We start from the raw sequence: 13,058 nt of genomic DNA on the forward strand, positions 1-13,058 counted from the left end.
TGCTGGCCCTGCAGACCGCCGCCGAGGCTGGCGCCGCCGGCCCGGCCCCCGGCGACCGCGCCCGCATCGTCCGCGCGCTCAAGGCCGCGGGGCTGGAGGCCGACGCCCGCGCCTTCGCTGTCGAAGGTCTGATCAGCCAGAGATGAGCGCCGCGTCCGGCTGGGCCGAAGCCTTTCTGGAAATGATGGCGGCCGAGCGCGCCGCCGCGAAGAACACGCTCACCGCCTATGGCAAGGACCTGGCCGAGGCCGCCGGGTTCCTGGCCGGCCGCGGCCGCGACTTCGGCCAGGCCAGCGCCGAAGACATCGAGGCCTATTTCGCCGATCTCGGCCTGCGCGGCCTGTCGCCCGCCACCGCCGCCCGACGCCGCGCCGCCGTCCGCCAGTTCTATCGCTTCGTCCTGGGCGAGGGCTGGCGCGACGATGATCCCAGCCGCCGGGTCGAGGCCCCGAAGAAGGGCCGCCCCCTGCCCAAGGTGCTCAGCCGCGACGAGGTCGACCGCCTGATCGCCGCCGCCGGCGCCCGCGACGGCGGGGAGGGGCTCCGGCTCGCCTGCATGGTCGAGCTGATCTACGCCTCCGGCCTGCGGATTTCAGAGCTTACCGCCCTGCCTCTGGCGGCCCTCGCCCGCGATCCGGCCTATCTCATCATCACCGGCAAGGGTGGCAAGGATCGGCTCGCCCCGCTGAACCTCACGGCCCGCGCGGCGGTGAAGGCCTGGCTTGAGGTGCGCAAGGCCTTCCTGCCCAAGGGCGACAAGGCCAATCCGTGGCTGTTCCCGTCGCGCGGCAAGGCCGGCCGCCTGACCCCCCGCCGCTTCGCCCAGCTGCTGGACGAGGCCGCGGCCGACGCCGGCATAGATCCCGCCCGCGTCAGTCCCCACGTCCTGCGCCACGCTTTCGCGACCCACCTCCTGGAGGGCGGCGCCGACCTGCGGGTGGTCCAGAAGCTGCTCGGCCACGCCGACATCGCCACCACCCAGATCTACACCCACGTCGCCTCCGACCGCCTGGCCGAGGTGGTGGCGACCAAGCACCCGCTGGGGCGCAAGGGCTGAGCGGCCACGAAAAAGGCCGCCCCTTTCGGAGCGGCCTTGATCAGTCTCGGTTCAGGCCGGGCGATCAGCCCGGGGTGAAGCGATAGCGGCCTTGGCCGTCCGGGCAGACCCGGACGTAGCGCACGTCGCCGGTGCGATCGACCGGGGCCGGCGCCAGGCGGCAGCGCTGCTGCTGGTAGCTGTAATAGCGGTCGCTGCGGGCGTAGCGGCTTTCCCGATAGGGCTGGGTTTCCGAGTAGTTGTAGTAGTAGCCGGCCTCGTCGCAGTGGGCCGCGCTGGCGGCCTTGCCGACATTGGCGCCGATCACGCCGCCAACCACGGCGCCGAGCACGGTGCCTTCGGTGCGGGCGTTGCGGGCCGCCACATTGGAGCCGAGCGCCGCGCCGGCCAGGGCGCCGATCACGCCGCCGGCGACCGCGCCGTTATTGGTGTTCGAGCGCTGACGGCAGGGGTCCACATAGGCGCCGGTATAGGCGCTGTCGCGGGCGTAGATGTTGGCGTCGCTGTCGTCCCATGTCGGCGCGGGGCCATAGCGGCGGTCATAGGTGCCGGCGCCCCAGCGGGCGTCATAGCGGGCGCGTTCGGCCAGATAGCGGTCGCGGCGCTGCTGGTACTCGTTGCGGGCGCGTTCGTACTCCGCCTTCTTCATGGCGTAGTCGTCGCTGTCGCGGCGGTAGTTGTCCGACTGCTGCTGGTACTGGCCGCTCGGCTGATAGGGGCCGCCCTGATACTGCGGGCTCTGCTGGTATTGGGCGAAGGCGGGGGCGGCGACGGAAAGAGCGGCCGTCGCGACCAAGGCGATCTTTATAGCGTTCATGATCTAGACCTTTAGTTGTCGCAAACGGCGCGGCGCTTCGATCGAGGCCGCGCTGTCATGCAGGAGCGAGATCGCCAGAAGCCGCTGTCGCGGCCGGGGGCGTCTCGAATGAACTAACGTCGTTCGCCGGTGGAGGTTGCATGGCGCCGGTTCGGGCGGCGTTTCCTCTGGGGCTTGGGCGGCGTTACCGGCTACCCTTGAGCCAATCATAAGGGGGAGCGGGCATGATCATCGTCACCGGCGGGACCAAGGGCATCGGTCTGGGAATCGCCGAGCGCCTCGCGCGGGACGGCGAGTCCCTCGTCCTGGGCTATCACAGCGACGAGCCGCGCCGGCCGCCCGCAGGCTCAGCTCGGCGCCACCGGCGCCCGGGTCTCCGACTGTGCGGCCAATGTCGGCGAGATCGAGGGCGCCGCCCGGCTCATGGCCCATGCGGCGGGCGTCGCCGACGGGCGGCCCGTCCACCTCGTCCACAGCGCCGCCATGATCTATCCGACCACCCTCTTGGACGCCGACCTCGGCGCCTTCACCCAGGCGATCCACGCCAATGGTCTCGCCCTCCTCTATCTCGTGCGCGCGGCCATGCCGCTGCTGGGGCGCGGCAGCAGCATCGTCCTGATCTCCAGCGCCGGCGCCCGGGTGCCCCAGGCCAATTACGGCGCGCTCGGGGTCGGCAAGGCCCTGGCCGAGAGCCTGGTGCGCTATCTGGTGATGGAGCTCGCGCCGCGCGGCATACGCATCAACGCCGTCGCCCCTGGCCTGGTCGAGACGACCTCCGTCGCCCGCATGCTGGGCGGCCAGGAGGCGGCCGATCGGGTGCTGGAGCGGGCGGGCCGCGCCAATCCCTCCGGCCGGCTCACCCAGGATCAGGACTATGCCGCCGTGGTGGAGTTCCTGCTCAGCCCCGCGGCCGAGTTCGTCCAGGGCCAGGTCATCCACGTAAATGGCGGCGCATACGTCCCCGCCTGATATCCATTTCCGCATTTCATCCCAGGAGCATTTCCATGACCGCCACCCGCCACATTCATCTGGTCCGCCGCCCCAAGGGCGTGCCCGTGCTGGACGACTTCGCCCTGGTCGCCGCCGACTGCCCCGACGCGGGCGAGGGTGAGATCCAGGTCGCCGCGGTGATCATGTCGGTCGACCCCTATATGCGGCCGCGCCTCGACGCTGATCAGCCGCTGGGCGCGCCCTGCTGGGCGGCGGCATCGGCCGGGTGGTCCAGTCCAGGAACCCGAAGTTCAAGGAGGGCGACCTCGTCCGCCATGGCGCCGGCTTCCAGGAGCTGTTCGTCTCCAATGGCCGCGGCGTCCAGGTGCTGAACCCCGATCCCGCCCTGCCGCTCACCGTCTATATGCATGCGCTCGGCGGCACCGGGATCACCGCCTATGGCGGCCTGCTGGAGACCGGCGCTCTGAAGGACGGCGAGCAGGTGTTCGTCTCCACCGCCGCCGGCGCGGTCGGCTCGGTGGTCGCCCAGATCGCCAAGCTCAAAGGCTGCTATGTGGTCGGCTCCACCGGCGCCGAGGACAAGGCCGCCTGGCTGCGCGACGAGGTCGGCCTCGACGCCGTCATCAACTACAAAGCCCAGCCGCTCGCCGAGGCGCTCGCCGCCGCCACGCCCAAGGGCATCGACGTCTATTTCGAGAATGTCGGCGGCGCCCATCTCGACGCCGCCCTGCCGCGCATGAATGTCCGCGGCCGCATCCCGGTCTGCGGGATGATCTCCACCTATAACGGCGGCGGGGAGGGGGTGCGGAACCTGTTCAACCTGATCTATGGCCGCATCCGCATGGAGGGCTTCGTGGCCAGCGACTTCGGCCACCTGAACGCGGCCTTCGTCTCCGACATGACCGGCTGGCTCAAGGCCGGCCAGATCAAGTACCAGGAGACCATCCTCGACGGCTTCGACCGCGCGCCCGAGGGCCTGATCGGCCTCTTCTCCGGCGCCAACTCGGGCAAGATGCTGATCCGCATCGCCGACTAGGACGTTCAGGCTTCGGGGCGGCGGGGAGCCCTTCCGCCCCGGCACTTGTGAGCCGGCGGGTTCCCGCCTAGGTTCCGCCCCTTCGTCCACGGGAAAGAAGTCACCTCGCATGGCCGCGCACTATCTCGAGTTCGAGCGCCCGATCGCCGATCTCGAAGCCAAGATCGAGGAGCTCTCCAAGCTCTCGGAGACCACCGGCGCCGGCGGGCTGGATCAGGAGATCGCCGCCCTGCGCGCCCGCGCCCAGGACATGCGCCGCGAGGCCTATTCCAATCTCGACGCCTGGCAGAAGACCCAGGTCGCCCGCCATCCGGAGCGGCCGCACTTCGTCGACTATTGCGCCGGCCTGATCGACGAGTTCGTCGAACTGCGCGGCGACCGCAAGTTCGCCGACGACCAGGCCCTGATGGGCGGTCTCGGCCGGTTTCGCGGCCAGCCGGTGGTGGTCATGGGCCATGAGAAGGGCCGCGACACCGTCACCCGCGTGAAGCACAATTTCGGCTATGCCCGGCCCGAGGGCTACCGCAAGGCGATCCGCCTGATGGAGCTGGCCGAGCGCTTCAACCTGCCGGTCATCTCCTTCGTCGACACCACGGCCGCCTATCCCGGCGTCGGCTCCGAGGAGCGCGGCGTGGCCGAGGCCATCGCGCGCTCGACCGAGAAGTCGCTGATGCTCAATGTGCCGATGGTCGCCATCGTCACGGGCGAGGGCGGCTCCGGCGGCGCGCTCGGCATCGCCTGCGGCAACCGCGTGCTGATTCTCGAACACGCCGTCTATTCGGTGATCCCGCCGGAAGGCGCCAACTCCATCCTGTGGCGCGGCGCCCGGACCCCGGAAGAGGCCGCCAAGGCGCTGAAGATCACCGCCCAGGACCTGCTGGGCATGAAGATCGTCGACCGCATCGTGCCCGAGCCGCCCGGCGGGGCGCACTCCGATCCCGAGGCCGCCATCCAGGCCGTGGGGGACGCCATCGCCGTCGAACTGGCCAGCCTCGAAGGCATGGATCCCGACGCCCTGAAAAAGCAGCGGTCCGAGCGCTTCTACGCCATCGGTCGCAGCGGCCTGCAATGATGCGGGCCCTGCTGGCCGCGGCCCTCGTCCTCGCCGGGACGGCGTCCGCGCCGGCCCAGGCCGCCGAACCCCAGCGCTCGGCCCAGTTCGAGCGCTGCTACAACAATCCCGACAGCACCACGCTCAGCCTGCGCGCCTGCATCGGCGCCGAGTACAAGCGCCAGGACGCGCGGCTCAACGGCGCCTATGCCGAGGCGATGCGAAGCCTCAATCCGGCCGCCCAGGCCAGGCTCAGGACCGCCCAGCGCGCCTGGATCACCTACCGCGACGCCGACTGCCAGGCCGTGCTGGCCGCCAATGGCGGCACCATGGCCCCCATGCTGGCCGACCTATGCTACCTCGACCGCACGACCCAGCGCGCCGACGAGCTGGAAGACTTCTCCAAGCCCTGATCGCCCGCCTCAGGCCGTGGCGTGGGCCCGCTGAGGCGCTGTCGCCGCGGCGGCCGCCGGCTTGCGGAACAGGCGCGCCACGCGCTCCAGGAAGTCCGCCCCGCTGAACGGCTTGGCCAGGGCGTCGCGGGCGCCCAGGCCCACGGCTTTCTGGATGTCCTCGATGGACAGCTTGCGGCCCATCACCAGCACCGGCGTCGCCATCCGGCCGCCCTGCGGGTTCAGCGCCTTCAGCACCTCGAAGCCGTTGGTCTCGGGCAGGGCCAGGTCCAGGATCAGGGCGTGCGGCCGGGCGTTGCGCATCATCTCGATGGCGGCCGGGCCGGACCGCGCCAGGGTCACCTGGTAGCCCGCCACGTCCAGGCGGATCTGCAGCATTTCCAGCACCGCGCGGTCGCCGTCTGCGATCAGGATCCGGTGTCGGCCGGTGTCGAAGTGGCTCATGTCGCGGCTCAGAACAGGTCGAGGTCGCCGGGATCGTGGTCGTGATCGACCCCGTCCTCGCCGCCCAGGGCGGTCTTCATCCGGTCGGCCAGGGCCCCGAGGGTGATGTCCCCCAGCGCGCCCTCGACGCCGACCATCATCTCGTGCGGGACGGTCTCGCCCATATGACGCGCGAAAGACGACAGGTTGGTCAGGTGTTGGGCTAGCAGGTCCACCGTGTGGAGGCCTTCCAGCAGGCGCGCCTTCTGCGGCGGCGCCAGGTCCGGCAAGAGTTCGCCGATCAGCTTGTCCAGCTGAATGCAGCGCGCGCCCGCCAGTTCGATCTCCCAACCAAGTACATCGAAGGTGGTGGCGACGCTGGAATGCAATCTGTCCTTGGTTTCGACTTGAGCTAACACTGGCGCCCCCTGCTGGTGGACGAAAGCTCTACCGTCAGACTTAACGACCCATGAATCGCCGCGCGCTGTCAGGCCTCTGCGGCGGATTGTCTCGACGGGGCGGCGGGCGAAGGCCGGCGTCGGCCCGCAACCGCCCTCTTGCCTGACCCGACGTCGCCGGGTTCAGTGTCGTCCAAACAACCGTTTGGGAGAACATCATGGCCTTGAAGACCCGGTTCACGGAACTGGTGGGGATCGAGCACCCCATCGTGCAGGGGGGAATGCAGTGGGTCGGCCGCGCCGAGCTGGTCGCCGCGGTGGCCAACGCCGGCGGCCTCGGCTTCATTACCGCGCTCACCCAGCCCACCCCCGACGCCCTGCGCGACGAGATCGCCCGCTGCCGGGCCCTGACCGACAAGCCGTTCGGCGTGAACCTGACCATCCTGCCGTCGATCAACCCGCCGCCCTATGCGGAATACCGCCAGGCGATCATCGATTCCGGCGTGAAGATCGTCGAGACCGCCGGCAACAAGCCGCAGGAACACGTCGACGAGTTCAAGAAGCACGGCGTCATCGTGGTGCATAAGTGCACCTCCGTCCGCCACGGCCTGTCGGCCGAGCGCATGGGCGTGGACGCCATCTCCATCGACGGCTTCGAATGCGCCGGTCACCCGGGCGAGGACGACGTCCCCGGCCTGATCCTGATCCCGGCCGCGGCCGACAAGATCAAGATCCCCATGATCGCCTCGGGCGGCATCGGCGACGCCCGCGGCCTGGTCGCGGCTCTGGCCCTGGGCGCCGAGGGCGTCAACATGGGCACCCGCTTCATGTGCACCAAGGAAAGCCCGATCCACGAGGCCATCAAGCAGCAGATCGTCGCCAATGACGAACGCTCGACCGACCTCATCTTCCGCACCATGCACAACACCAGCCGCGTGGCGCGCAACGAGATCAGCCGCCAGGTCGTCGAGCTGGAGAAGCAGGGCGCCAAGTTCGAGGACGTCCGCGAACTGGTCGCCGGCATCCGTGGCCGCAGCGTCTATGAAGTCGGCGACAACGACGCCGGCATCTGGTCTGCCGGCCAGGTCCAGGGCCTGATCCACGACATCCCGTCCTGCGCCGAGCTGATCAGCCGCATGGTCTCGGAAGCCGAGGCCATCATCTCCAGCCGCCTGGCCCGCATGGTCGTGAAGTCGACGGTCAGCGCCTAAGCGAACAGCCGCCCTCTCCCGCCCGGCGGGAGGGGGCGAGCTATGCGAGCCCCTTCAGCACCGCCCCCAGCTCGTCCACCGCCTCGGGCGTCGTGGCCCACGAGCACATGAACCGCACCGATCCGTCGATGAAGCGGTAGACGAACCAGCCCGTGGCGTGCAGCCGCTTCAGCGTCGGCTCGTCCATTTCCACGAACACCGCATTGGCTTCGACCGGGTGGGTCACCCTGAACGGCGACAGGGCCGCCAGCCGCTTGGCCATCGCATTGGCGTGGGCGGCGTGGCGCAGGATCGCGCCGTCCTTCAGCATGCCGATGAAGGGGGCCGCATAGAACCGGCCCTTGGACGGCAGCTGGCCCGACTGTTTCAGCCGCGCGTCGAACCGCCGGACCAGGCTCTTGTCGAGCAGCACGATGGCCTCGGTCGGGCTCATGCCGGACTTGGTGCCGCCGAACACCAGGATGTCGACGCCCAGGTCCTTGATCGCCTTGAGGTCGAAGCCCGACGCCGCCGCATTGGCCAGCCGCGCCCCGTCCAGGTGAACCCTATAGCCCTTGGCCTTCACCGGCTGGGTCAGGGCGGCGATCTCACCCGCCGTATAGACGCCGCCATATTCGGTGGCGTTGGTGATCGACAGCGCCGCGGGCGCCTGCCAGTGCGGCTGGTCGACGGCGGCCAGCGGACCCGCAAGCCCTGCCGGATCGATCTTCCCGTCCGCGCCGGCCAGCGGGATCATCCCCAGCCCATGGCCGAAGAAGCCCGGCGCCCCGGTCTCGTCGGTGGCGATGTGCGAATGCTCATGGGTCAGCACCGCCTCAAACGGCTGGACCAGGGTGGCCAGCGCGATCGAATTGGCCGCCGTGCCCGAGGCCACGAACCGCACCTCGGCGTCGGCGTCGAGCGTGGCCCGCACCAGGTCCGCCGCCTCCCGGCTCACCGTGTCCGAGCCGTAGCCTGAGGTGAACCCGCTATTGGCCGCGATCAGCGCCTCCAGCGCTTCCGGCGTGGCGGGGGCGGTGTTGTCCGACGCGAAATCATATCTGGCCATGCCCCGTCTTTAGAGCGCGCGCCAGGAATGTGGAGTCCGGTTTCGCGGGTGCCGCATCCTTGAACCCTCTCCCCACGTCGTGGGGAGAGGGCAGGGTGAGGGGCGCGCCGCGAAGCGGTGCGTCTTGCGGCGGTTCAGGGAATACGGCGTCTCAGCAATACCCCTCACCCAACCCTCTCCCCGCAAGCGGGGCGGGGGCTAAGGGGGGAGCAGCCTCACATCACGTGGTCTTCGCCCAGGCCCGCACGTCCTCCACGAACAGGTCGGGCTCCTCCATGGCGGCGAAGTGGCCGCCGCGGGCCATCTCGGTCCAGCGGGTGATGTTATAGGCCCGGTCGGCCCAGCTGCGCGGCGGGGCGGTGTAGAGCGGCTCGCCCGGGAAATTGGCGAAGGCGGTCGGGGTCTCGCAGCGCACGCCCTCGGCCATGGCCACGCCGCCCTCCTCAAGCAGGCCGCGATAATACCAGGCGCCGGTCGTGAAGCTGTCGGTCATCACATAGATCATGATGTTGGTCAGCAGCCGGTCCTTGGGGTGCGCCTCGTCCAGGGACTTGGTCCGCAGGTCCGACCAGTCGTGGAAGCGCTCGGCGATCCAGGCCGCCTGGCCCACCGGATTGCCCGCCGCCATCCAGGCCAGAGACTGGGGCTTGGACGCCTGCAGCCGGAAATAGGCGCCCATCATCTCCATCATCGCCCCCTGGCGGGTCATCCAGGCGACCTCTTCCGGACTGGTCGGCCCGCCGGCCGGGCGGAAGCCGATCATGTTCAGGTGGATGGCGCGGACGTGCTTGCCGTGGTCGTGGCCCAGCCACGAGGTGACCAGCCCGCCCCAGTCGCCGCCCTGGGCGATGTAGCTGTCATAGCCCAGCACCTCGGTCATCAAGGTGTTGAACAGCTGCGCCGTCCGGCGCTGGCCGATCGGCGACTTGGGCTTTGACGAGAAGCCGAAGCCGGGCAGGGACGGGACCACCACATCGACCGCGTCCTCGGCCTTGCCGCCGAAACGCGACGGGAAGGCCAGCTTCTCGATGGAGTCCCAGAACTCGTAGTGCGACCCCGGCCAGCCGTGGGTCAGGATCAGCGGTCGCTTGCCGCCCGCCTCGCCGACCACGTGGACGAAGTGGATGTCGAAGTCCTCGACGCGCGCCGTGAACTGCGGGAACCGGTTCAGCTCGGCCACCGCCACGCGCCAGTCATAGGCGCCCGTCCAATGCTCACAGAGCCCCTTCAGCCAGGCGCCGTCGCAGCCATAGCCCCAGCCGTCGGCGACGTCGGGCTGCTGCGGCCAGGGATAGGCCCGCACAAGGTCCAGCACCTTGCCCACCCGGGCCTCGTCCCAGCGGACCTCGAAGGGTTGGATGGTGCTCATGGTCGCCTCCCGTGCGTTTGGCGCGCAGTTGGCCGGCTTGCCGCGAGGGGCGTCAAGGCGCCGACTTGGCCTTCCCTTGGGGAAATTTGCGCCGCGTCAAACCGGGATCGGAAATAGGCGCTCATAAGCCGCGCCAAGCGCCAGGTCGGGGGGATGACGCCTCATGTTCCATCCCGGAGTCCGTCCATGTCCAAGCCCGACCGCACCGAGACCCACGCCCACCTAATCGGCGGCGGCATCGCCTCCCTCGCCGCCGCCGCCGTCCTGATCCGCGACGGCGACCTCATCGGCCGCAACATCACCATCTATGAGGAGCTCGACCGCCTGGGCGGCAGCCTCGACGGGGCGGGCGATCCCCAGGCGGGCTACATGGTCCGCGGCGGACGGATGATCGAGGCCAAGTATCTCTGCACCTACGACCTGTTCTCCTCGATCCCGACCTTGGACGGCAAGCAGACCGTCACCCAGGAGATCTTCCAGTGGAACGAGATCATCAAGACCGGGTCCAAGTCGCGCCTCATCCGTGACGGCGGCAAGATCGACGCCCCCGAATTCGGCCTGACCGAGGCCCAGATCCTGACCATCGAGAAGCTGGTGGCCGAGCCCGAGTTCCTGCTCGGCGACAGCCGCATCTCCGATCACTTCGAGCCCGCGTTCTTCCGCACCAATTTCTGGTTCATGTGGGCGACCACCTTCGCCTTCCAGCCCTGGCACAGCGCCGTCGAGCTCAAGCGCTACTTCATCCGCTTCACCCACATGGTCGCCGGCTTCAGCGAGCTGCGCGGCATCATGCGCACCGTGCTGAACCAGTACGACTCCCTCGTCCTGCCGCTCCGCAAGTGGCTGGAGGAGCGCGGGGTGCGCTTCGAACTGGGTACCCAGGTCACTGACCTGGGCTTCACCGAAAGCGACGGCCGCCAGGCGGTCGCCTCCATCGCCTATGTGCGCGGCGGCCAGGCCGGGGAGGTCGCCGTGGGTGAGGGCGACCTGGTCATCGCCACCCTGGGCTCCATGACCGAAGGCTCGTCGATCGGCGCCATGGACCGCGCGCCTGCGCTCAACGACAAGCGGGTCGGCGGCGCCTGGACCCTCTGGGAGACGATCGCCGAGGGCCGGCCCGAGCTTGGCCGCCCCGCCGCCTTCGCCGACCATGTGGCGGAGTCCAAGTGGGTCTCCTTCACCACCACGCTCAAGTCGACAGCCTTCTTCGATCTGGTCCGCGACTTCACCGGCAATGTCCCGGGCGAGGGCGGCCTGATCACCTTCGCCGACTCCCCCTGGCTGATGTCGATCGTGCTGCCGCACCAGCCGCACTTCATCGGCCAGCCGGCCGACGTCCAGGTGTTCTGGGGCTATGCGCTCAACGTCGATGTCCCCGGCGCCTTCGTGGATAAGCCGATGTCGGCCTGCACCGGCGCGGAGATCATGACCGAACTGCTGGGCCAGCTGGGTGTCGCCCATCGCACGGACGAGATCCTCGGCCAGGCGATCTGCCTGCCCTGCATGATGCCCTTCATCACCAGCCAGTTCCTGGCCCGGGCCAAGGGCGACCGGCCGCAGATCCTGCCCAAGGGCTACGCCAACCTGGCGATCGTCGGCCAGTTCTGCGAACAGCCCCAGGACGTGGTGTTCACGGTCGAATATTCCGTCCGCGCCGCCATGACCGCCGCCTATGGCCTGCTCGGCCTCGACCGCAAGCCGCCGGCGGTGTTCGACGGCCAGCTCGATCCGCGCAACCTCTACAAGGCCTTCCGCGCCCTGCACGATCTCAGGCTCTGAGCCCCAAATAGCGCTCGCCCCCGGGCGTCCCGGCGATGCTAATCTGCCTGCGACAAAATGGACCGCGGGCGGATTCGCCCGGGCGCCCGCGTGGGGGAACGAGACGATGGCCAGGCCTGCTCACAAACTGAACCGCTTCGCCGCCCTGGGGCTGGGAGTCGCGGTGGTGCTCGCCGCGGTCCCGGCCCTGTCGGTCCAGGCCGCCCCGGGCAAGGTCGCCGCCAAGGCCGCGCCCTGCGCCGGAGACAATGGCGGGCTCACCCTGTCGCCGGGCTTCTGCGCTACGGTGTTCGCCGACAATCTGGGCCATGTCCGTCATATCGCCGTGGCCCCAGACGGCGTGGTCTACGCCAACCTCTGGAGCGGGGCCTATTATCCCGACCGCAAGTCGCCGCCCGACGGTTTCCTGGTCGCGCTGAAAGATGCGACCGGCGACGGCGTCTCCGACCAGTCCGCCCGCTTCGGCGACACCCAGGCCCAAGGCTCGGCCGGCGGCACAGGCGTGGCGATCTACAAGGGCTACGTCTATGCCGAGGTGAACGACAAGATCGTCCGCTATGCCTTGACCCCCGGGGCGCTCGCCCCCACCGGCAAGCCCCAGACGGTGGTCGCCGGCCTGCCGCTGACTGGCAACCACCCGATGCACCCCATCGCCATCGACCCCAAGGGCCAGCTGTTCATCGACCTGGGCTCGGCGACCAACTCCTGCCAGTCCAAGGACCGCATGACCGGCGTGCCGGGCATCGACCCCTGCGTCGAGCTCGAGACCCGCGCCGGGACCTGGCGCTATGACGCCAACAAGCTGGGCCAGAAGTTCTCGCCGGCCGAGCGCTACGCCACCGGCATCCGCAATGGCGAGGGCCTCGACTTCGACGCCGCCGGCCGGATGTACGCCACCCAGCACGGTCGCGACCAGCTGCCTTCCAACTGGCCCAAGCTCTATCCCGACCAGGCCGCGGCCACGGAACTGCCCAGCGAGGAGCTGGTCCAGCTGCGCCAGGGCGGGGACTACGGCTGGCCCTATTGCTACTATGACGGCGTCCAGAAGAAGCTGGTGCTCGCCCCCGAATACGGCGGCGACGGCGGCAAGGCGGTCGGCCGCTGCGCGCAGAAGCTCGCCCCCGTCGCGGCCTTCCCGGCCCACTGGGCGCCCAATGCTCTGGCCATCTACAAGGCCAAGGCCTTCCCGGCCGCCTATCAGGGCGGCGCCTTCATCGCCTTCCACGGCTCCTGGAACCGCGCGCCCGCGCCCCAGGACGGCTACAATGTGGTCTTCCAGCCGCTCAAGGACGGCAAGGCCTCCGGCGCTTACGTCGTCTTCGCCGACGGCTTCGTCGGCGCCAAGAAGGATCCCGGCCGCGCCGAGCATCGCCCCATGGGCCTGGCCGTCGGCCCCGACGGCGCCCTCTACATCTCCGACGACGTGAAGGGCCGCATCTGGCGCGTCACCTGGAACGGCGGGGCGGGCCCCGTGAAGGTCGCGCCGCGCCGGCCCGGTGTCCGCC

The 13,058-nt window shown here is 69.5% G+C and carries 14 protein-coding genes; 9 read left to right on the top strand and 5 right to left on the bottom strand.

Annotated elements, in window-relative coordinates:
• The first annotated feature begins 142 nt into the window (after positions 1 to 142).
• The gene (locus MQH10_RS25555; protein WP_242566789.1) at positions 143 to 1,057 is read left to right on the top strand and encodes a tyrosine recombinase; all 915 of its coding nucleotides are present in this window, start codon (positions 143 to 145) and stop codon (positions 1,055 to 1,057) included.
• Between the two features lie 64 nt (positions 1,058 to 1,121).
• On the opposite strand, the gene MQH10_RS25560 is transcribed toward MQH10_RS25555, so the two are convergent.
• On the bottom strand, positions 1,122 to 1,874 hold the full coding sequence (locus tag MQH10_RS25560) for a glycine zipper 2TM domain-containing protein (RefSeq protein ID WP_242566790.1): 753 nt from the start codon (positions 1,872 to 1,874) through the stop codon (positions 1,122 to 1,124).
• A gap of 312 nt (positions 1,875 to 2,186) precedes the next feature.
• Between MQH10_RS25560 and MQH10_RS25565 the strand changes: the two genes are divergently transcribed.
• The 5 genes from MQH10_RS25565 to MQH10_RS25585 all read left to right on the top strand — a co-directional run bounded on the left by MQH10_RS25565 (position 2,187) and on the right by MQH10_RS25585 (position 5,325).
• Positions 2,187 to 2,843 (top strand): SDR family oxidoreductase, encoded by a 657-nt coding sequence (locus MQH10_RS25565; RefSeq protein WP_242566800.1) that lies wholly within the window; start codon positions 2,187 to 2,189, stop codon positions 2,841 to 2,843.
• Between the two features lie 35 nt (positions 2,844 to 2,878).
• A complete protein-coding gene (locus MQH10_RS26995) occupies positions 2,879 to 3,196 on the top strand; it encodes a hypothetical protein (RefSeq protein ID WP_336605240.1) in 318 nt (105 codons plus the stop codon).
• Complete coding sequence (locus MQH10_RS25575; protein ID WP_336605241.1) at positions 3,091 to 3,861, top strand: NADP-dependent oxidoreductase; 771 nt, start codon at positions 3,091 to 3,093, stop codon at positions 3,859 to 3,861. Before MQH10_RS26995 ends, MQH10_RS25575 begins: the two co-directional genes overlap by 106 nt.
• Positions 3,862 to 3,970: 109 nt before the next feature.
• Positions 3,971 to 4,933 (top strand): acetyl-CoA carboxylase carboxyltransferase subunit alpha, encoded by a 963-nt coding sequence (locus MQH10_RS25580; protein WP_242566791.1) that lies wholly within the window; start codon positions 3,971 to 3,973, stop codon positions 4,931 to 4,933.
• A complete protein-coding gene (locus tag MQH10_RS25585; RefSeq protein ID WP_242566792.1) occupies positions 4,930 to 5,325 on the top strand; it encodes a lysozyme inhibitor LprI family protein in 396 nt (131 codons plus the stop codon). The genes MQH10_RS25580 and MQH10_RS25585 overlap by 4 nt, the downstream gene beginning before the upstream one ends.
• A 9-nt stretch (positions 5,326 to 5,334) precedes the next feature.
• On the opposite strand, the gene MQH10_RS25590 is transcribed toward MQH10_RS25585, so the two are convergent.
• The gene (locus MQH10_RS25590) at positions 5,335 to 5,769 is read right to left on the bottom strand and encodes a response regulator transcription factor (RefSeq protein ID WP_242566793.1); all 435 of its coding nucleotides are present in this window, start codon (positions 5,767 to 5,769) and stop codon (positions 5,335 to 5,337) included.
• A gap of 8 nt (positions 5,770 to 5,777) precedes the next feature.
• Positions 5,778 to 6,137, bottom strand: coding sequence for a hypothetical protein (locus tag MQH10_RS25595; RefSeq protein ID WP_242566794.1), 360 nt, complete (start codon positions 6,135 to 6,137; stop codon positions 5,778 to 5,780).
• A 227-nt stretch (positions 6,138 to 6,364) separates the two neighbouring features.
• Between MQH10_RS25595 and MQH10_RS25600 the strand changes: the two genes are divergently transcribed.
• On the top strand, positions 6,365 to 7,357 hold the full coding sequence (locus tag MQH10_RS25600) for an NAD(P)H-dependent flavin oxidoreductase (protein ID WP_242566795.1): 993 nt from the start codon (positions 6,365 to 6,367) through the stop codon (positions 7,355 to 7,357).
• Positions 7,358 to 7,397: 40 nt separating this feature from the next.
• Here MQH10_RS25600 and MQH10_RS25605 read toward each other — a convergent pair whose 3' ends face one another.
• Positions 7,398 to 8,405: a threonine aldolase family protein gene (locus MQH10_RS25605; RefSeq protein ID WP_242566796.1), complete on the bottom strand. Its 1,008-nt coding sequence runs from the start codon at positions 8,403 to 8,405 to the stop codon at positions 7,398 to 7,400.
• Between the two features lie 220 nt (positions 8,406 to 8,625).
• The gene (locus MQH10_RS25610; RefSeq protein WP_242566797.1) at positions 8,626 to 9,774 is read right to left on the bottom strand and encodes an epoxide hydrolase family protein; all 1,149 of its coding nucleotides are present in this window, start codon (positions 9,772 to 9,774) and stop codon (positions 8,626 to 8,628) included.
• Between the two features lie 186 nt (positions 9,775 to 9,960).
• Here MQH10_RS25610 and MQH10_RS25615 point away from each other — a divergent pair, with 186 nt between their 5' ends.
• Positions 9,961 to 11,553 (top strand): oleate hydratase, encoded by a 1,593-nt coding sequence (locus MQH10_RS25615; protein WP_242566798.1) that lies wholly within the window; start codon positions 9,961 to 9,963, stop codon positions 11,551 to 11,553.
• Between the two features lie 106 nt (positions 11,554 to 11,659).
• On the top strand, positions 11,660 to 13,058 hold a 1,399-nt coding region (locus MQH10_RS25620; RefSeq protein WP_242566799.1), incomplete at its 3' end, for a PQQ-dependent sugar dehydrogenase.

The organism is Phenylobacterium aquaticum (assembly GCF_022695515.1).
GTDB classification, from domain to species: Bacteria; Pseudomonadota; Alphaproteobacteria; order Caulobacterales; family Caulobacteraceae; genus Phenylobacterium; species Phenylobacterium aquaticum.